The sequence below is a fragment of the Flaviflexus sp. genome, assembly GCF_041440645.1.
Lineage (GTDB): Bacteria > Actinomycetota > Actinomycetes > Actinomycetales > Actinomycetaceae > Flaviflexus.
Genome location: NZ_JASDVN010000037.1, coordinates 1 through 19,409 on the forward strand (window position 1 = coordinate 1; position 19,409 = coordinate 19,409).

Here is a 19,409-nt window from a genome sequence, read left to right on the forward strand (position 1 = left end):
AAGGGTAATTTCAACAACTAACTACCCCTGCCACATAGTCTGACGCGCGACACCAGTCAACCAAAAGAGTCCCAAGCGACCAACTCGATTGACAGTGAAAGCTAGCAAGTCGACTATCGGTGTCGAGAGTGAGCAAGTCGGATAACAGGGTCAAAGACGAGCGAGTCGACGAGCGGAGCCGATCACGGCAAGCTTCAATAACACGCTCGAGGTCCGGCAGATGTGCCGGACCTCGGTTCGTTAAATGAGTGCTCCATCGGCTCGTTCACGGATCTCACACTTGGTGAGTTTGCCGCGGGCTGAAGAGTATCCACCGGTGCATGTCACAGCACCCATTGAACTTGTCTCAAGTGACCCGTTACTCGATCAGCTCGATCACGGTGCGCTTGTCCTTGGCGAGTACGTCCCACGTTCGTGCGGCCTAAGTGAACGAGGGCTATTTCGCTGGCTCGTGGAGGAGCTGTGCTGCGAGCACTCCGCCCGCACCTGCGTAGGCGAACGCGGCGTAGTCTGCCTCGAGATCCCTGCCCATGGTGCGCAGCGGGACCGCGCTTTTTCGCAGGCCAGCATCGACACCCGTGACCTCACGAAGGGTGAGGTGCTCGCAACTGGTTAATTTGGGCAGAGCCGCCTTGATGAGTTCCTGCACGTCGGTGCCGATGTTCTCCGAGACGGTGGGGATGATCGCCGGTGTGAGGGCGACGCTCGTGTAGGAGGTAATGGAGTGATGGGAGATGCCGAGGTGGCGTTCCCTCCTATCGGCTTGGGAGACACGGAGGGTTGCGATGGCGGTGCCACCGAGTGCATTGATGGCGTTGATGGACTCGCCGACGGCCGTCCCTGAGTAGCCCCAGGGCGTGCCCGTTCCGACGTTTCCTGGACCTTGGATGACGACGGCGATATCGGCACCGATGACGTGCTTGGCGGTGATGAGTGCCGTGTGGACGTTGACTGCCTCGTAGTCACCCCCGTAGGACTGTCCTGAGGTGATCGTTGTGATGTGGTCGAGCTCCGTGAGGCGGGCCGACGCCTTCGAGAAGGCGATGGGTAGTGCGGCGGTGTCGGTGTGGATGTAGGCAATCCTGATGCTTGGGTTGACGTGGCGAGCGCACGCAACGATCGCGGGTAGCGCTGAGTGGAGGTCAGCGACCACCACCGGCATGCCATCAATGCTGTCGTGTTGCTGGAAGACTTCGTGGTGGGGTGATTCCTGCTCGTCCACCCCGAGCACCATGGTTTGCAGTGGCGTGTACCGTGCCTTCATCATGTGCCCTGGACCCGTGCGTGGTTCGGGCAGTACCGCGGGGGCGACCACAAACAGGTATCCGCCGGTCCCGAGCTTGCGATCCACGGCGGTGGAGTTGAGGAGGACTTCCTGGCCCTTGGATAGTTCCCCAACGAGCGCGGGGTAGGAGAGGGCCTTGCATGGAAGACTCTCCACTTCCACAAGCCATTCCTCTGCTCCCTCCCATGAACTCAATCGCTCGAGAAGGATGCCTTTGCGCCACGTAATCACGGAACTAACCCTATCGTGGGATAGTGTTATCTACGTGAGTGGGACACGTCGATACGATCCGGGCAAGCGCACTTTTAGGTTGCTTGCCAACCTTGTTGATCGCCCGCGTTCGCGTAGCGAACTCTATGAGCTCGGGTACGAGCATTCGGGTGCCGATCAGGCCAAAGCGCTCAATCGCGACCTCGAGCGGCTGAGGGGACTCGGGTATCCCGTGTCTGTAAGCGACGATGAGGAACCAATGTTCAGCCTCGACCGCGAGGGGCTCATCGGCATCGATCTCGACTCGGCCGACCTCACCCTGCTCCGCCTCGCGGCGCAGTCGCTGACAGGGAAGGACGAGCTTCACCAGGTCGCCCGCAGGGCGGTACGGAAGCTCCTGGGTGGCGCGAGCGTCACGGGCGATCAGGCGACGGTCCGGATCGCGATCCCCGAGTACGGGGACATGTTCGACATCGTCGAGGCCATGGGCGAGCGAGCCCCCATCGTCATCGAGTACGAGAACCCGCAGTTCCCCGAGAGGCGCTTCTACACGGTCGAGGTCACGGGCGTGTGGGAAACAATGGGCGCGTTCTACTGCCGCGGCAACAGGCTCGCCGTCGGTCCCACACGGGACGAGATGGTGGAGATGGAAACGGAGGAGCGAGTCTTCCGCCTCTCACGCATTGTCAGCATCGACGTTCTCGAGCCCACGGGCTACGAGGCCGATACTCACCTCGAACGAATCTTCGAACCCGTCGACGCCTCGATTTACCTCAAGGAGGGCGCGGGTGACCACCTGCGCGACGAGGAGCACTACGTGGGTAGCGCGGACGGCTGGGACGAGTACCGCTTCGAGAACGTCAATCTGCACCGCCTGCTGGAGCAGCTGGCGGTGGTCGGCACGCGAGGGCGGACCTCGGTTCCTGACTACCGGGAGCGTCTCGAGCACCTCGTGAGCCTGGAGGACAAATGAGCAAGCCTGACGTCGTTCTCCTCACCACCATCACCACCTTTATCATCAACTCGAAGGAAACCTCGGTTAGCGAGATCGCTGACCGATACGACCTGTCGATCGACGATGCCATCGACGCGATCAAGACGATCCTGCTGACGGAGGTGGAGGGCCGCACCAACCACTACTTCCTCGACTTCTACATCGATGCGGAGGAGACCGAGGACGGCACGGACGTCGTCTACTCCGCGGATGATGCCATCACCTATCAGCCGACCGAGTACGACGATTCCCGGGTGTACCTGACCTCGGGTGAGGCCGCGGTATCCATTGAGATGCTGGACCAGCTTCTCAAGCTGGTGGCACCCGGTACGCCTTCCGCGCGCTCGCTCACGACCGTGCGCGACAAGATCCAGGGCGCCACGGGCCAGTCCATTGGTGCGGGCCCGCCCGAGCCACGTGGCTCGGGGCTCGTTCTCGACGCCGTGTGGGATGCTCTGCGCAACTCGCGGATGCTGACCTTCAACTACCACGGCCCGGGGGAGTATACGGAGCGAGTCACCCAGCGCACGGTTATTCCCTGCGCGGTTGTGTCCGAGGTCGAGGGGTACCTCGCTGCCCTTCAGGACGGCAAGAACCTGCGGTGGTTCCGACTCGACCGCATGTCGAACGCTGTGGCCGGCAAGCCCTTCACGCAGACGGATGCGAACCGTGCCCGACGCACCCTCAAGAACCACCCCGACCTGCACCCAACCGAGGGCGAGCTGGTCACGTTCACGACGAAGCCCCGTGCCATCTGGTTTGCTGAGGCAACCCCGGGAGCCACGGTGGTTGAGAAGAACAATCGGCTCGAGATCAGCGTCCGCGCCGTCAGTGCCACCTGGGTGCGCAACTCTGCGCTACGGATCGGCACGGACCTCATCGACATCGCTCCGGCCTCCATGAAGCAGGCCGCAATCGAGCAGGCGAAGAAGATCTTGGAGGCCCAGTAATGTGGCTGTGGATTATTACCATTCTTCTCGTGATCCTAGGGCTTGCCCTCCTCGGGTACGGGATTTATCGCCTGATGAAGATGTACTGGAACGCACTGGCCAGGCTCGGTGAAGAAGTGGGCAAAAGTAGCGAAAAGCTCTCGACCATCGCGCCTCCCGTGATTCCCGACAAGCCCGCGGAGGCGCCACTTGCCACCAAGGAACGGATCCGCCTGGAGCGGGAATGTGGCCGGGCACGCAGGTTGGCTAGGACCATTGGACGATGGTCGGGGGATTTGTCCGATTAAACTCGGGTTATCATAAGGATCTATCACACTAGGGAGTACACATGAATCTCAGCGGATGGGAAATCATCATCATCCTGCTCGTCCTCATCTTAGTATTTGGTGCGGCAAAACTTCCAACGATCGCCTCTTCAGTTGGTAAGTCCATGAAGGTGTTCAAGAAGGAAGTAACCGAGCTTCGCGACGATACCGATGTGACTGGAAAGAACCAGGCAGCGAACACCACCCCTCAGAACGATCCCATCATCCCGCAGTCCAGCTACGATGCAACCGCACCGCGGGATAAGGGTCAAGACCAGAATCAGCAGTGACTGAACGGATCACGAAACGCCGTGATCCGGAAGGGCGAATGCCGCTCGCAGAGCACCTGCGTGAGCTACGAAATAGGCTCATCTATGCTCTGATCGGCATCGCCCTTGCGTCAGTGATCGGATGGTTTCTCTACGACCCGCTGGCGGCTCTCATGGTGGAGCCGCTCGACGGGATTAACGCGCGCGGCGGTCACGCCGAACTAAACTTTGGCTCTGTCGGCGTCGGCTTCGAACTGCAGTTGAAGATGGCGGTGTTCATCGGCGTCTTCATCTCCTCCCCGTGGTGGATTCTGCAGGGCTGGCTCTTCATCGCTCCTGCGCTCAAGCGCAAGGAAAAGATCATGGCGCTCTCGTTCGCGGGATCCGCGGCGGTGCTGTTTCTCTTGGGCGGTCTGCTCGGCTGGTTTATCCTGCCGAGGGCGGTCGTCATCTTGACGGGCTTCGCACCCGACTTTGCCGTCAACCTGCTGGATGCTCGGACCTACTACCGGTTCTTCATGCAGATCATCGGCGCCTTCGGAATCAGCTTCCTGCTTCCCGTCTTCATGGTTGGTCTCAACTTCCTTGGTGTCATCAAGGGCAAGACCTACCTGAGCGGATGGCGGTGGGCCCTCATCGTCTGCGCCGTCGTCGCTGCCTTGTTGAACCCGCTCCCGGATGTATGGTCGATGCTCATGATCCTGCTTCCCATGATTGGCTTCTACTTCATCGCTACCGGTCTGTGTATTATTCACGACAGAAGAAAAGCGAAACGACGATCGGCTGAACTGGCCGAGCTTCTCGGCGATGAAAGTGAAGGACAGGATTGGATTCAACCCTAGGCCTCGTAGTTAGTCCCACGGCCGGTAACGGTCGTGGGATAACTGTTGGTAAGACCGTCCGCGATCGCCTCATCGACGAGGGCCACCGCGTCATTCCCCTCGGTGCCGAGACCGTGGCGGACACCCGTGAGCTCATCGCCGCGGCAATCGAATCCGGTGAGCTGGACGGCATCGTCACTATGGGTGGGGACGGCACGATTCACCTCGCAATCCAGCACCTCGTGGGCTCCGGTGTGTTCCTCGGCCACGTGCCCTTCGGAACCGGCAACGACATTGCCCGCGACCTTGGGCTCACGACATCGTGGGACACGGGGCTCGAGATCCTTGTTGACGCGCTAAGCAGTCGCGAACCCGAGTCCATCGATGTCATCGAGGCAACCGGTTCACACGGCGTCGCATACGGACTCGCAGTCGTCTCTGCCGGTGTCGACGCGATCGTCAACCAGGCCGCCAACAACTACACGTGGCCGCACGGCCACGCCCGCTACCTGCGAGCCGTCCTCGAGAGGCTACCCGGATACAAGCCCCGCACCTACCGCATCGAGGCCGGTGGCAAGACCGCCACGGGCAAGGCCATCCTCGTCGCCATCGCCAACACGAACTCGATCGGTGGCGGCCTCACGATCTCCCCAACGTCTGATCCCTTCGACGGGTTGCTCGAGCTCCTTATCGCCAAGGAACTGTCCCTGACGGAGGTGGCGGCCGTGTTCCCGAAGCTGTATGAGGGCAGGCACATCGAGGAGGATTTCGTGCACCACCACCAGGTCGAATCCGCGACGATTGAGACGGTTGATCAGGGGGTCGTGGCCATGGTCGACGGTGAGGAAATCGGCCCACTTCCCATCACGGTGCGAGTACGTCCGCGCTCCCTGCGCTTCCTCCGCTAACCTAGCGTCGTGGGCATTTACCTCGACAACTTCCGTGACGCCGTCTCCGCAACCGGAATAGAACTCGATTCTTTCCAGTTACAGGCGGGCGAGGCCCTCGAGGAAGGCCACGACGTCCTGCTCTGCGCGCCCACCGGTGCCGGCAAGACCATGGTCGCCCTCTTCGCCGTTGAGATGTCGTTCGCGACCTCCACCACCTGCATCTACACCACCCCGGTCAAGGCTCTCTCGAACCAGAAGTACCGGGAGCTCGCCAGCCGCTACGGCAGCGAGTACGTGGGGCTCATGACCGGTGATGTCACGATCAACAGGGACGCCAACATCGTGGTCATGACCACCGAGGTGCTCCGCAACCTGCTGTACGCTCACGAGGATCTCTCGAACCTTGGCTACGTCATACTCGACGAGGTGCACTACCTGGCGGACCCGGAACGGGGCCCCACGTGGGAAGAAGTGATCCTCGAACTCGACCGTAGCGTCAGGATCGTGTCCCTCTCGGCCACGGTCGCAAACGCGGAGGAGTTTCACTCCTGGCTCGAATCCGTGCGCGGCAACACCACCCTCGTCCAGACCTCCCAGCGTCCCGTGCCCCTGCGCCAGCAGATCGTTGTCGGCAAGAAGCTCTACGACCTCTACAAGGGCGGACCATCGGCGACCCTCGGGAAGGGCCGCAACCCGAACGATGCTGCCCTCGGCGCCATGTCACGCAAGCGCCTTCCCGAACGCATCGGGCCAGGGCAGCGCCACAGTCTCTTGAGGCTCATGGAGGAGCGGGATCTCCTGCCCGGCATCGAGTTCATCTTCTCCCGCAAGGGATGCGACCACGCCGTGCGGGACCTCGTCAAAGACAACGTGTCGCTCACTACCCGCCACGAGCGCAAGCTCATCCATCAGGCACTCGATCCGATACGCGAGCAGCTCTCGGAGCAGGATCAGGCGGTCCTCCGCTTCCGGTCCTTCGAGAAGGCCCTCGCCAATGGCTACGCTGCTCACCACGCCGGCGTGTACCCGCCGTTCAAGGAGCTCATCGAGCGGCTCATGCAGCGCGGCCTGATCAAGATCGTCTACGCCACCGGCACCCTCGCCCTGGGGATTAACATGCCGGTGCGGACAACCGTCGTTGAGTCGCTCACCAAGTACAACGGCACCGAGTTCACTGACCTCACCGGAATCGAGTACACCCAGCTCATTGGCCGCGCCGGCAGGCGCGGGAAGGACGAGGTCGGGCACACCATCGTCTATCCGACAACCGATACCGATCCGGACATCCTGCTGTCCCTTGGTGCAGGGGAACTCGAGCCCCTCCAATCCGCGTTCTTCCCCTCCTACAACACCGTCGTCAATGTTTTGGCCGACCACGACTATGTGAGCGCCAGGGCCCTGCTCGCGCGTTCCTTTGCGCAGTACCAGCGCAACCGTGAGGTGACGAAGCTCGAGGTCACCCGCGAGCGCGTGCGTCTCGCACTCGAAGAGGAGACCGAGAAGCTCCGCACCGCCTGCGAGCGGGGCGACGTTGCCGAGTACGCAACGATCCGCGCCAACTCCGCCCGCGCCTCTTCCTCGGCCCGGAAGAAGGCGAAGAAGGCTTACCGGCACCGGGTAGCCGACTCCTTCGAGTACGCTTACGGCGGCGAGATCATCGCCTACGCCTACGGTACGGAGCTCGAGTACGCGTACGTCACCCAGGTGGATGACGATCGCCTCAGGGTGGCGACGTGGATGGGGGACCTGGTGTGGCTCACCCCCGACTCGGTTCGCTCCGAGCTGCGGCACGTGGGTGACTACATGCTACCCGCCGGGATGAAGCTCCGTGACCCGGTTCAGCGGGAGGTCCTGGCAGACAAGATTGCCGAGTTCGTTGAGGAACGTGTCCTCATCGGCCTCGACGACGATCTTCTGAAGTCGTGGGACAGGGGAGCGGTTCGGGAAACCCCGGAGCTTCTCAACCATCCGGTGCACACGTGCCCGGACCGGGAACAGCACGTTGAGGACGCGACCGCTTTCCTCTCCCTCACGTCCCAGCTTCAGCACCTCGATTCCCTGCGAGACAGCTACGACGATTCCGTGGGAGCCGAGTTTGATGCCACCTGCGACATGCTCGCGGCCGTCGGTGTGCTCCAGGGCCAGCGGGGCAGCTACGTGCTGGGCTCTGGCGCCGCACCACTGCGGAGCCTCCATTCGAACGCGGACCTGCTCATCTACGAGTGCTTGAAGGACCCGCACTTCTCCGGGATGTCCCCAGCCATGCTTGCCGGAATGCTCTCCGCCTTCGCCTTCAAGGAACGCCGGGGCCGGGCCATGCCTCCCGCCGATCCGTTGGCGTGGCGGGTGATCCGGCACAACCACGACTTCCTCGAGGATCTCGAGGAGAGGTTTGGTCTTGCTCGTCAGCCCGAGATCAGCTCTCACCCGACATCGGCGGTCGTGGCGTGGGCGGAGGGCGCTACCCTTCAGACCTGCCTCAACATGTCCCAGTACCTGCCCGGCGACTTCATCAACGGGCTTCGGCGCACCATGGATCTTCTGACCCAGGTCATGCACGCGGCGGAAGGCACACCGACCTCGGACACGGCGGCTCAGGCGCGCCGTCTCATCGATCGCCCCGGTGTGACGACAATGTAGCCCGTGCTCGTCTCGAAGGTGAAAGGGTTCGATGGTGATGGGGTATTCCTTGGTGGTTCCTGCGGCTACGACGTGGTGAATGGGATGTTAAGAACGGTGGTGCCCGAGAGTATCCGTAACCTACTGTTCAGTAGTTGAAAGTGGTTGGATGGACACGCTGACAACATCGAGACACGCCCGGTTTTTGGCGGGTTTTGTGGAACGTACGACACAATTGGAGTTCCGAACTTGCGCAATCGAATTGCGCTCCCTACCGTAGTACTGACGCACGGTCGCCCGTATATCCCGTCGCCTCTTCGGTAGAAAACGCTGAACCTCAGTTCACGGTCCGAGGGAGAGGCGTCGGGATTTTTTTCGGTACTGTTGGAGTGTGCTAACTCGTCTCCTGATCCTGCTGGGCTCCACGGCCGGCGGGATTCTCATGTGGGCCGCCTTTGACCCCATTGGTATTGGGTTCCTGGCCTTCCCGGCTCTCGCCATTCTCGCTCTGTGCGTGCGAAACCGGAGCATGTGGTATGGGTTCCTTGCCGGAACCGTGTGGGGACTCGCCTTCTTCCTGCCGCTGGTGGAATGGGCGTGGACGGCCGTGGGGGAGGCCCTCCCGTGGATCGCCCTCTCGATATCCCAGGCCCTGTTCATTGGCCTTGTTGGCGCCATCTGGTCCCGGGTGCTGACGCTCTCCGCCCTGCCGGCAACGATCATGGGGGCGTTCGCCTATGCGGGAATCGAGGTCATCCGAACCAACTGGCCCTTCGGCGGGTTCCCCTGGGGCATGGTCGCTTTCTCCCAAGTCAGCACCCCGGTGCTGCGGACGGCACCAATCTTGGCAGCCGTGGGTGTCACGCTCGTGGCGGTCTTCCTCAGCCTCCTGCTCGCGCGGGGTATCTACCACCTGGTCGACGATGGGCGCGTGGCTGGCCTCGCCCAGGTCATCGCTCCCGCCCTCGTCATCCTTGCCTGCATCACCCTGTCCCTGCCGCAACGCGGCGAGACCCTGACCGTTGGTTGGGTCCAGGGCGGGCCCGACATTGGTGAACATGATCAGGGGCGTGCCCTCAACGTGACGCTGCGCCACGAGGAAGAGACGATGCGCCTCCTCGCGGAGAACGACAAGGCAGACCAGATCGATCTGCTCCTGTGGCCCGAATCGGCCTCGGATCGCGACGTTCGCGAGACACCCGAGGCGCAGGAGATCGTCAAGCGCGTCAACGAGGCATCTGGTGTTCCGCTCATCCTTGGCACCCAGGAATACGTTGATGGTGGTCGGTACAACGACTACACGTTGTGGATCGATGGGGAGCTACGGGCGTCCTACTCCAAGTCCCGGCCGGTTCCGTTTGGCGAGTACATTCCCATGCGGGACTTTTTCGCGAACTTCACGGACGCCGTCGGTCAGGTCACGACCGACATGCTTCCCGGCGAGGGTCCGGCAATCCTGACCGTTCCGTACAGGGAAGCCGAGACGACCCTGGCCGTTCCCATCTGCTTCGAGATCGCCGTCGACCAGGTCGTGCAGGACGCGGTCCTCGGTGGCGGCGCCGCCCTCATCGTGCCCGTGAACTCCGCTTCCTTTGGTGACAGTGCCGAGTCGCGCCAGCAACTCGCTCAAACAAAGTTCCGTGCGGTCGAGTACTCTCGTGCCGCAGTCCAGGTCTCCACCATCGGTGTGTCCGGGGTAGTGATGCCCAATGGGACCATCAGGCAGATATCTGAGAATGGTGAGGCCGCTTCAGGTGTAGCATCGATTCCGTTGCGTACCGAACTCACCCCTGCAGCACAGTACGGGCACATCTACCGTGGCGTTGCCATCTTCGGTGCCTTCCTGTCGCTTGTCTGGGCGCTCTCCCTCCGGAAGGACCGTCAATGAAACCGATCGTCGTTATCCCCACCTATAACGAGATTGAGACACTTCCTTCCACACTCGAACGAGTGAAGTCCGTTCTCCCGGATATCGACATCCTTGTTGTTGATGACAACTCGCCCGACGGCACCGGCACGTACGCAGACGAACAAGCAGTGGGGGACCCCAGCATTCACGTGCTCCACCGCCCCGGCAAGGGCGGCCTCGCTGCCGCCTACATTGCGGGATTCGGGTGGGCTCTCCAGTCCGACTACACGCACGTGGTTCAGATGGACGCGGATGGATCCCACAGGGCGGGCGACCTGAAGAGGATGCTCGAGCGAGCAAACCAGGCCGACCAGCCCGATCTTGTCATTGGTTCTCGTTGGGTGCCCGGTGGTGGCGTCGTCAATTGGCCGCGGTCGCGCCAGTACCTGTCCCGCCTCGGCAACATCTACAACAAGTTCGCACTCGGCCTTCCCTACGCCGACATCACCGCGGGTTTCCGTGTCTACCGCGCCGATCTCCTCAAGGAACTCAACCTCGACGAGGTACAGATCGTTGGCTACTACTGGCAGACCGACATGACTCAGCGCCTGCACGTCCGCGGATCCCACATCGTTGAAGTTCCCATCACCTTCCACGAGCGCGAGGCGGGGGAGTCGAAGCTCTCCTCGAACATCTTCTTCGAGTCGCTCAAGGAGTCCACGAGGCGCGGACTACACCATCACACCTCCAGAGTCACCGCCATCGTCAAGCAGTAAAGGAATGTCCGGGGAGCAATCGCTCCCCGGACATCTCAGTTCTCATTCCTTCGGCTGGTTAACCGATTTGCTTAGAGGCGGCTACGCAGGCCTCTCTTGGTGATGAGTTCCATGCGCTCCTCGAGAAGCTCGTCGAGCTCCTCGATGGTGCGACGCTCACGAAGCATGTCCCAGTGGGTACGCTGCGGCTTAGCCTTCTTGGTGTCCTCAGGCTCTTCTGCGTTCTCCAGTAGTGCGTTGGCGCCACAGTGGCATTCCCACAGGGCCGGCACGTCAGCCTCTTCCGCGAAGGTCTTGTGGAATACGTGCCCGTTCGGACAGGTGTACGTGTACTCGGATCTGGCTACAAAACGTACGCCCTCATCCGTTTCCAGCGAGGAAGCACCAATTTTCATGCCACGAAGTGATCGTTCAGCCATTCTTCTCCTTAAATCTCCACAACTTGTAACGCTACCCGAGTCAGTTTTGTTCCAGGGAGTCGGCGGCCCGGATCAGGCCAAGGTGTGAGAAGGCTTGCGGATAGTTCCCGGCGAGTCGCTTGTGGGTGGGGGAGTACTCTTCCGCGAGCAAGCCGAGGGGCGAGGCCGTTCCAAGCAACTTGTCCATGAGAGCCCGTGCCTCGTCCACACGGTTTGTCTTCGCATACTGCTCCACGAGCCAGAACGTGCAGATGAGGAACGGGTACTCGTCGCCCTCGAGACCGTCGGTACCGGAGACTGTTCGGTAGCGGTGGAGCAGGCCGTACTCGTCGACCAGGTCCTCCTCGATCTTCTTGATGGTCGAGAGCATCCTCGGATCGTCGTAGTCGAGGTAACCAACGTGAGGGAGTTGGAGAAGGGAGGCGTCGACCTCGGTGGAACCGTAGGTCTGGGTGTAGGACTGGATGTCGTCGTTCCAGCCCTGCTCCTCGATCTCAGCCCGCAGCCGCTCGCGTAGCTCCTTCCAGTGCTCAACCGGACCCTCGTAGCCGTAGTCCTCGACTGCACTGATACCACGGTCGAAGGCGGCCCACATCATGACCCTCGAATGGGTGAACTTGGCGAGCTCGCTCCTCATCTCCCAGATCCCGTGCTCGGGACGATCAAAGTTCTCCTCAGCGAACTTCAACATCTCTTTCTGCAGCCCCCACGAGCGTTCGGATTCCTTGATGCCGGCGGCGCGGAGCTTGTCGAGAGCCACCATGACCTCACCAACCACGTCGGCCTGATACTGAACGGCAGCGCCATTACCAATGCGGACGGGAGCGGAGTTCTCGTAACCGGGAAGGTGAGTCAGCTCGAACTCGGGAAGGTGGCGTTCCCCAGCAAGCCCGTACATGATGCGGAGCGAGTGGGAGTCGCCCGCGATGGCGCGCAGCAACCAATCCCGCCACGCCAGCGCCCCATCGGTGAAGCCGTGAGCAACGAGTGCCTCAATGGTGAGGGCGGAGTCCCGGAGCCACGTGTAGCGGTAATCCCAATTGCGAGATCCTCCGAATTCTTCGGGAAGGGAGGTCGTGGCCGCAGCCACGATGCCACCTGTCTTCGCGTCCGTGAGCGCGCGCAATACGAGCAGGGAACGAACGATGTCCTTGGCGTAGGGACCGTGAGCCTCGATGCCGGAGGCCCAGTTGTTCCAGTATTCAGCCGTGATGGTCTCGAGTATCTCCGTGCTTTGGAGCTCGGGCACGTCCTCGTAGGAGGGCGACCACACCATGGTCCAGCACGTGGATTCACCGGCGTGCAGGGTGTGCGTGCCACCGTGGGAGTATCCGCTCGGATCCAGGCTCGGGCCGAAGAGATTGATCGCGGTGGGACCGGCGATCGCGGACAGCGTTGGTTCGTCCCGCACCTGCAGGCGTTCCACCCACGGAACGGATGCTCCGTAGTTGAAACGGAACCGCAGGTCGTGAACGATGTCAACGGTTCCGTCGGTGCAGGTGACCTGGCGAATGAGATCGGAGACGTTGAGCTGACCGATGTTGATCGGCATGAACTCGGTGATCGTGACCCTGCCGGTTGGGGTCTGCCACTCGGAATCGAGAATGAACGTGTCATCGCGGTACTGTCTGGAGATCAGCTGACCGTCTTTGGGAGCCATGAGCCATCTGCCGTATTCCTCGTCGCCCAGGAGGGCAGTAAAGAGGGCTTCGGAGTCGAATCGGGGGAAACAGAGCCAATCAATGGAACCTGCCTCGGACACGAGAGCTCCAGTTTGGCCATCGGATAGCAGTGCGTACTGTTCAATTGGAGTAGAAGACATCATTGTCAGACTATCGAGAATGTGTCCCATTTCGTTAGGGTTTACCAGTGAACGAACAAAGCTTCATCATCCTTGGTGGTGGGGGAGACCTCGCTAAACGCCTCCTCATCCCCGGCATCGGCCAGTACGCCAACCTCTTCCGCGCCAATCTCGGACTCGTTGGTGCGGACATGGCAGAGGAGATCGATTACCCGTCTCTCGTGAGCGAATCCTTCGCTACCGCGGGAATCGAAGGAGAGCAGTCTGCCGCCATGGCAGGCTCCGCCACCTACGAGCAGGTGGATGCCACATCGGCTGAGGACATGACGATGCTCCTTGCGGGCAAGAAGAACCCCGTCCTCTACTTTGCTCTTCCTCCCACCATCACCCAGCGCGCCCTCGAGGTGCTCAAGGAAATCGAGCTACCCGACGGCCTCATCGTTGCACTCGAGAAGCCGATCGGTGACTCTGCGACCACGGCTCGTGAGGTCAACGAGCTCCTAGCCTCGTTCCTGCCCGAGAAACAGATCTTCCGCGTCGATCACTTCTTGGGCATGTCCGCCACGATCAACATCGGCACGCTCCGTGACGACAACCGAATCATCGATCCCGTGTGGAACAACGAGCACCTCGACGAGATCCGCATCGTCTTCAACGAAACACTGGGCTTGGAGGGGCGTGCGGCCTTCTACGACAAGACCGGAGCCACGATCGACATGATCCATTCCCACCTCATCCAGGTCATGGCGCACACCCTGGCAGACGCGACCGATGGCCCTGATGAGATCCTCAAGGCAACGACCGCCACGAGCGTCCGCCGTGGCAGGTACACGGCCGGTTCCGTGAACGGCAGGCAACTGCCGTCCTACGCCAACGAAGAAGGAGTGGCTCCCGAATCCACAACCGAAACGTGGGCAAGGGTGGAGATGGCAGTGGATACCGACCGGTGGCGTGGAGTGCCGATCCTCCTCGAGTCCGGCAAGGCCATAGGCAACCCACGTCAAGAGATCACCGCGATCTTCAAGACCGAGAACGGAACAACGGCGAACAAGCTCCGCCTCGCATTCGAATCGGATGACCTTCTTCTCGAGCTCAACGTGGCGGATCCCGCCCAGAAATCACCCGCGAGAGTCTCGCTCGCCTCGGGCCTCGTGCCCTCTCAGCTCGGTGCGTACGGACGTGTCGCGGCCGGCATCCTCCAGCACCAGGAGCACATGAAGCTGAGCGGCGAGGCCTCCGAGCAGGGCTGGCGCATCCTCGAGCCCGTACTCGAATCCTTCGACCAGTACCCGCTCGAGGAGTACGAGGCCGGCACAACCCCCGGAACCGGACCCGTGTTGGAATCGTTCTAACGCTTACCCTTTCTATACAAGCCAGAACGCTTGTAGTCCCTGACGGTTCCAGCCGCCCGGTCGTTGGTAATCGTTCTTTGCTGGTCGTTGACGATTGGAGGCTGCGGGCCGTTGAGATCGGTGGTTGCTGGCAGTTGAGCAAAGTGTCGAGGTCCGTCCTCGCCACCAGACAGTCCCAATCCGCCATCTGGCCCCGGCGCTGAAGGGCACGCACAAGACCGCTCCTCCTTCAGGGCCGTGGTACTCTTCCGCGGTAGCGTTCCCACCATCCAAAGGACCTCATGATGCATCCCGCCGACAGCCATGACCTCATCCGGGTGCGTGGCGCACGCGAAAACAACCTGAAGAACGTCGATCTCGATCTGCCCAAGAGAAGGCTGACGGTCTTCACCGGTGTGTCAGGTTCGGGCAAGAGCTCCCTAACCTTTGAAACGATTGCCGCGGAGTCTCAGCGGCTCGTGAACGAAACCTACTCCGCCTTCATTCAGGGCTTCATGCCGTCGAATGCTCGACCGGATGTTGACATGATGGATGGGCTGACGAACGCGATTGTCGTTGACCAGGAACGCATGGCAACGAACCCGCGATCGACGGTCGGTACCGCAACGGACGCGAATGCACTGCTTCGTATCCTGTTTTCGAGGATCGCGGAGCCACACATTGGTGGACCGCAGGCCTTCTCCTTCAATACTCCTTCTGTGACCGCCCAGGGTGGCATCACCATTCACAAGGGAAACAACCAGAAGAAGGAACTGGCGAGGTACCAGATGACAGGCGGCATGTGCCCCAACTGCGAGGGTCGCGGAACCGTATCGGATCTCGATGTGCACGAGATTCTCGACTGGGATCTCTCCCTGAACGAGGGTGCCATCCAGGTTCCAGGATACAAGCCGGGTGGCTGGTCGGTCCGGTACTACGCCGAGTCGGGGCTCGTTGACCCCGATAAGAAGATCAGGGACTACACGAAGACTGAGCTGCACGACCTCCTCTACAAGGAACCGGTCAAGATGAAGTTCCGGGACATCAACTCCACCTACGAGGGCCTCGTTCCCAAGATCCGCCAGTCCTTCCTGTCGAAAGACAAGGCGTCCATGCAGCCCCACATCCGTGCCTTCGTCGACCGTGCCGTCACGTTCCTTGACTGCCCCGAGTGCGGGGGGACCCGACTCTCCGAGGGCGCCCGGATCGCCAACATCGACGGCGTCACGATCGCCGACGCGTGCAAAATGCAGATCACGGAACTGCGGGACTGGGTTGATGGTCTCGACAAGCCCGGTATCGGCCCCCTCCAAGACAACCTCATCGGGATGCTCAACTCCCTCGTCGATATTGGTCTTGGCTACCTTTCCCTCGATCGTCCCGCCGGCACCCTGTCGGGTGGCGAGGCCCAACGCACGAAGATGATCAAGCACCTGGGTTCCGCCCTCACCGATGTCACGTACGTGTTTGATGAGCCCACCGTCGGCCTTCACCCCCACGACATTGACCGCATGAACTCCCTGCTCCTTGCGCTGCGGGACAAGGGAAACACGGTACTTGTTGTCGAGCACAAGCCCGAGACCATCGCCATCGCCGACCACATCGTTGATATCGGTCCCGGCGCCGGATCCGGGGGCGGAGAGGTCACCTACGAAGGCGACCTTGAGGGACTCAAGAAGTCCGATACCGTGACGGGTCGTCATCTGGCCGACAGGGTGTCGTTGAAGGACGAGGTGCGAAACCCGACCGGAGCGATCGAGGTCAGGGGAGCGAACAAGCACAACCTCCGGGACGTCGATATCGACATCCCGCTCGGCGTCCTCACTGTCATCACCGGTGTTGCCGGTTCTGGAAAGTCCACTCTCATTCGTTCCTCGTTGCCCGATACGGAGGGACTGGTCTACGTGGATCAGTCCGCGATCAAGGGCTCTCGCCGCTCCAATCCAGCGACCTACACGGGCGTGCTCGACCACATCCGCAAGGCGTTCGCGAAGAAAAACGGGGTGAAGCCCGCCCTGTTCAGCCCGAACTCCGAGGGAGCCTGTCAGAACTGCAAGGGACTCGCCGTCGTCTACACAAAACTGTCCTTCTTCGAATCGGTTGCGTCCCCGTGCGAGGTGTGTGGGGGAGACAGGTTCCAGGAGCACGTCCTGCAGTACGAGTACCACGGGAAGAACATTGCGGACGTGTTCCGCATGCCGGCGGGGGAGGCAGCCGTCTTCTTCAAGGAAGCCGGCCTCAAGGCTGCCGCCACGATCCTCGAACGAATCGTCAATGTTGGCCTTGGCTACATCACTCTCGGGCAGCCGCTCTCGACACTGTCCGGTGGCGAGCGCCAGCGCATCAAGCTTGCTAATCAGATGGCAACGAAGGGCGGGATCTACGTTCTCGATGAACCGACCGCGGGCCTCCACCTGGCAGACATCGAGCAACTCCTCGAGCTCCTGGATCACATGGTCGACTCCGGCATCTCCGTCATCGTCATCGAACACCATCAGGCCGTCATGGCTCACGCCGACTGGATCATCGATCTTGGTCCAGGTGCCGGCAACGAGGGCGGCAATGTTGTCTTCACGGGAACTCCAAAGGACCTCACAAAGTCAGACACGACAACTGGAAAGCATCTCGCAGAGTACATCACGAAGTAACGCTGTGACCAGCGCAAATGTACGTCCAGATCACAGTTGTGGAGTTTTTGCAACAGATTGTCGTTAAGAAGGCCCTGGCAACCGGGTTACACTAGGGCAAATGTCGATTTATGAGTGTCCAGAAGGCCCATTGGATGGGAGTTTCGCACAGTGAGTACCGAAGAGCGCCCATACCATCATGGCAACCTTCGAGCCGAGCTCATTAGGGTAGGCCTCGAGCTTGCCAACGAAGGCGGCACGAGGGCCGTCGGCCTGCGTGAAGCAGCCCGACGCATCGGAGTATCGCCCTCAGCCGCCTACCGACACTTCTCGGGTCACGCTGATCTGCTCCTGGCGGTCCGCAACGAGATCATTCACATCATCGAAGTGGAGTTCACAGAAGCTCTCCTGACCGTTGATGAGAACGACGTTGTGGGCAGGCTCCGCGCCCTCGCAGATATCTACTTCTCGTTCGCTGTCGACCACACGATGCAGTTCGATGTCTTTGCCTCGGTCTTTCCCGAACATGAAGACTGGCTCGGTCACTCGGGTGAACCCATCCAGATCCTCATCGACGTCATGAAGAAGGTCAAGCCAGAATCGGACGATCCGGCAGGGGAGTCGGTGGCAGTGTGGGCCCCGCTCCACGGCATCTCCATCCTCTGTACCCTCGGAGCGTTGCGCGCCATTCCGCTCGAGGACAAGTGGAAGGCACAGGAGAGTGTTGTCGTTCTGATCCTCCGAGGACTCAAGCTCATCGATTAAACCAATCGTAGTTCCCGCTACCCCACAGATGAGAACACTTGTTCGACAGTGGGGAAGTGGTGTGATATCAAGGAAAAGTCGACACTCACAACCCAAAAGCAATGTCCAACTAACCCGGATTCGGGCTTTATGCGAACAGGAATTGCGGCCAGATTCTGAGCTTAGGAGGAAAGTCGTGGCGGTATCTATTCAAAGATTCATATCTTTTTAGATCTCAAGCGCGGATCCTGGCAAGATCGACTTCGTCGAGCTTGCCAGGACCCCGTTACTCGAGCTGACTCAATGGCAAAGACTTTGAGAATGAGTGACAACGTGTTTGTGAACGAGCATCGGACGGCGGGTACAACGTCAGGCACCTAGATAGAGAAGCTCCCGCATAAGAGAAGCCATCCAGTAGCGCGTTGCACAGAGGCGCGTTCTTGGCGCGTAACTCGATGAAGAACGTGCTGCTCGATAGTGTTCGTTGCTGTGAAGGGCTCCTGGAGCACGTCACTCGACGTCCGCGGCCACGCTCAAAGAGTCAGGCCGTGGCTCTGATCAGGCACTGCCAATGAATCTCTACTTTGAGGGGTGAGAAGCAGATTCTGCTGAAGAGTGGCATTTCTAGGCCACATTCTCCTTAGTTCCGATAATGCATATTATGTCATTTGACTATTCTGGCTAAGAGGAACAGATTCTTCGACCACTTCCCTATTAGCGACTGTTCGTTTAATTGCTTCCTCATGCCCTTGCGCCTCAAATGCTTCTTCCCCCATGAGGAGCCTTTGCCTCAGACAATTCTCTTATCGTCTGGCGGACAGCGGAAACCAGTCACTCCTCAGCAGTGACATCTGCACGACATCGTATCGACTTCCTCGCCACAGGCGCGCCTGCGGGATTCTTGAGCATTCTGTAAAGCCGAGTTTCGTGCCCAGGTTGATCATCTGCTCGTTGCCGGACCAGGTGCTGAGCGTGATCACGTGAGCATCGGTGTGCTTGAACGTGTGGTCGATCCACAGCGTCGATGCTGTGTAGCCCGCTCCTTGTTTTCGATGCTCGGGGTCGTAGATGGCGATACCGAAGTCCCACCAGCCTCCCCCGTATGGCGGGAGTTCATTGCGGTGGACTGTGCCAACCCGCTGACCATTAACAACGATGATTGCTCTCGTGCGAGGGTTGAGCGTCTGCTGGTGTCTGAACTGGTCGAACGTCAGCCTTTCCATATGCTCGTGAAGGAACGGCGAATCCCACTGTTTCCAGTCGGGATTGCTGACCTCGTGGCGCCAGTGCCACAGCCACGGCCAATCATCTTCCGATTCAGTCTTGAGCGCCACGTCCATGAAGCCAGCCGAGCCAATGGATTTGGCTAGGCTGGCTCTGGGGTTGGTGGGCAGTTATCAGGTTGCTGTTCCTGCTGGTGACGGCGCTGGTTTCCGTCTCTCTGGAGTGTCCGCAGCTCCTACTGCTTTTTCTCTCGGTGGGGATCCACCGAATGGTCACTCCCCTGGCGCACTGGTTT

16 protein-coding genes are annotated in these 19,409 nt (G+C 60.5%); 12 read left to right on the top strand and 4 right to left on the bottom strand.

Features of this window, described 5'->3' with window-relative positions:
- Positions 1-436: 436 nt before the first annotated feature.
- Positions 437-1,447 carry a DUF3866 family protein gene (locus tag QMB98_RS05265; protein WP_371684631.1) on the bottom strand — a complete coding sequence of 337 codons (1,011 nt, stop codon included), beginning with the start codon at positions 1,445-1,447 and terminating at the stop codon, positions 437-439.
- A 103-nt stretch (positions 1,448-1,550) separates the two neighbouring features.
- Here QMB98_RS05265 and QMB98_RS05270 point away from each other — a divergent pair, with 103 nt between their 5' ends.
- The 9 genes from QMB98_RS05270 (at position 1,551) to QMB98_RS05310 (ending at position 10,968) form a co-directional block, all read left to right on the top strand.
- Positions 1,551-2,468: a helix-turn-helix transcriptional regulator gene (locus tag QMB98_RS05270; RefSeq protein ID WP_371684632.1), complete on the top strand. Its 918-nt coding sequence runs from the start codon at positions 1,551-1,553 to the stop codon at positions 2,466-2,468.
- On the top strand, positions 2,465-3,439 hold the full coding sequence (locus QMB98_RS05275) for a helix-turn-helix transcriptional regulator (protein ID WP_371684633.1): 975 nt from the start codon (positions 2,465-2,467) through the stop codon (positions 3,437-3,439). The genes QMB98_RS05270 and QMB98_RS05275 overlap by 4 nt, the downstream gene beginning before the upstream one ends.
- A gap of 29 nt (positions 3,440-3,468) precedes the next feature.
- Positions 3,469-3,726 carry a hypothetical protein gene (locus tag QMB98_RS05280; protein WP_371684634.1) on the top strand — a complete coding sequence of 86 codons (258 nt, stop codon included), beginning with the start codon at positions 3,469-3,471 and terminating at the stop codon, positions 3,724-3,726.
- Between the two features lie 41 nt (positions 3,727-3,767).
- The gene (gene tatA, locus QMB98_RS05285; RefSeq protein WP_371684635.1) at positions 3,768-4,034 is read left to right on the top strand and encodes a twin-arginine translocase TatA/TatE family subunit; all 267 of its coding nucleotides are present in this window, start codon (positions 3,768-3,770) and stop codon (positions 4,032-4,034) included.
- Positions 4,031-4,855, top strand: coding sequence for a twin-arginine translocase subunit TatC (tatC, locus tag QMB98_RS05290; protein WP_371684636.1), 825 nt, complete (start codon positions 4,031-4,033; stop codon positions 4,853-4,855). Before tatA ends, tatC begins: the two co-directional genes overlap by 4 nt.
- A complete protein-coding gene (locus QMB98_RS05295) occupies positions 4,840-5,742 on the top strand; it encodes a diacylglycerol kinase family protein (protein WP_371684637.1) in 903 nt (300 codons plus the stop codon). Before tatC ends, QMB98_RS05295 begins: the two co-directional genes overlap by 16 nt.
- 9 nt (positions 5,743-5,751) lie before the next feature.
- A complete protein-coding gene (locus QMB98_RS05300; protein ID WP_371684638.1) occupies positions 5,752-8,364 on the top strand; it encodes a DEAD/DEAH box helicase in 2,613 nt (870 codons plus the stop codon).
- A 370-nt stretch (positions 8,365-8,734) separates the two neighbouring features.
- Positions 8,735-10,231 (top strand): apolipoprotein N-acyltransferase, encoded by a 1,497-nt coding sequence (lnt, locus tag QMB98_RS05305; RefSeq protein WP_371684639.1) that lies wholly within the window; start codon positions 8,735-8,737, stop codon positions 10,229-10,231.
- On the top strand, positions 10,228-10,968 hold the full coding sequence (locus QMB98_RS05310; protein ID WP_371684640.1) for a polyprenol monophosphomannose synthase: 741 nt from the start codon (positions 10,228-10,230) through the stop codon (positions 10,966-10,968). The genes lnt and QMB98_RS05310 overlap by 4 nt, the downstream gene beginning before the upstream one ends.
- A 71-nt stretch (positions 10,969-11,039) precedes the next feature.
- Here QMB98_RS05310 and QMB98_RS05315 read toward each other — a convergent pair whose 3' ends face one another.
- Both QMB98_RS05315 and QMB98_RS05320 read right to left on the bottom strand, forming a co-directional pair.
- Positions 11,040-11,387: an RNA polymerase-binding protein RbpA gene (locus QMB98_RS05315; RefSeq protein WP_371684641.1), complete on the bottom strand. Its 348-nt coding sequence runs from the start codon at positions 11,385-11,387 to the stop codon at positions 11,040-11,042.
- 40 nt (positions 11,388-11,427) lie between these two features.
- Complete coding sequence (locus tag QMB98_RS05320; protein WP_371684642.1) at positions 11,428-13,209, bottom strand: glycoside hydrolase family 15 protein; 1,782 nt, start codon at positions 13,207-13,209, stop codon at positions 11,428-11,430.
- A 47-nt stretch (positions 13,210-13,256) separates the two neighbouring features.
- Here QMB98_RS05320 and QMB98_RS05325 point away from each other — a divergent pair, with 47 nt between their 5' ends.
- The 3 genes from QMB98_RS05325 to QMB98_RS05335 all read left to right on the top strand — a co-directional run bounded on the left by QMB98_RS05325 (position 13,257) and on the right by QMB98_RS05335 (position 17,911).
- Positions 13,257-14,540, top strand: coding sequence for a hypothetical protein (locus tag QMB98_RS05325; protein WP_371684643.1), 1,284 nt, complete (start codon positions 13,257-13,259; stop codon positions 14,538-14,540).
- Between the two features lie 281 nt (positions 14,541-14,821).
- Positions 14,822-17,167: an ATP-binding cassette domain-containing protein gene (locus QMB98_RS05330; RefSeq protein ID WP_371684644.1), complete on the top strand. Its 2,346-nt coding sequence runs from the start codon at positions 14,822-14,824 to the stop codon at positions 17,165-17,167.
- A 150-nt stretch (positions 17,168-17,317) separates the two neighbouring features.
- Positions 17,318-17,911 (top strand): TetR/AcrR family transcriptional regulator, encoded by a 594-nt coding sequence (locus QMB98_RS05335; protein WP_371684645.1) that lies wholly within the window; start codon positions 17,318-17,320, stop codon positions 17,909-17,911.
- A gap of 782 nt (positions 17,912-18,693) precedes the next feature.
- Here QMB98_RS05335 and QMB98_RS05340 read toward each other — a convergent pair.
- Positions 18,694-19,230: a GNAT family N-acetyltransferase gene (locus QMB98_RS05340; protein WP_371684646.1), complete on the bottom strand. Its 537-nt coding sequence runs from the start codon at positions 19,228-19,230 to the stop codon at positions 18,694-18,696.
- Between the last annotated feature and the right edge of the window lie 179 nt (positions 19,231-19,409).

Bases quoted from the DNA above. Each gene is read 5' to 3' on its own strand.
- QMB98_RS05275 (WP_371684633.1), top strand. From the start codon at position 2,465: ATGAGCAAGCCTGACGTCGTTCTCCTCACCACCATCACCACCTTTATC.
- tatA (WP_371684635.1), top strand. From the start codon at position 3,768: ATGAATCTCAGCGGATGGGAAATCATCATCATCCTGCTCGTCCTCATC.
- QMB98_RS05310 (WP_371684640.1), top strand. From the start codon at position 10,228: ATGAAACCGATCGTCGTTATCCCCACCTATAACGAGATTGAGACACTT.
- QMB98_RS05315 (WP_371684641.1), bottom strand. From the start codon at position 11,387: ATGGCTGAACGATCACTTCGTGGCATGAAAATTGGTGCTTCCTCGCTG.
- QMB98_RS05320 (WP_371684642.1), bottom strand. From the start codon at position 13,209: ATGTCTTCTACTCCAATTGAACAGTACGCACTGCTATCCGATGGCCAA.
- QMB98_RS05330 (WP_371684644.1), top strand. From the start codon at position 14,822: ATGATGCATCCCGCCGACAGCCATGACCTCATCCGGGTGCGTGGCGCA.
- QMB98_RS05340 (WP_371684646.1), bottom strand. From the start codon at position 19,230: ATGGACGTGGCGCTCAAGACTGAATCGGAAGATGATTGGCCGTGGCTG.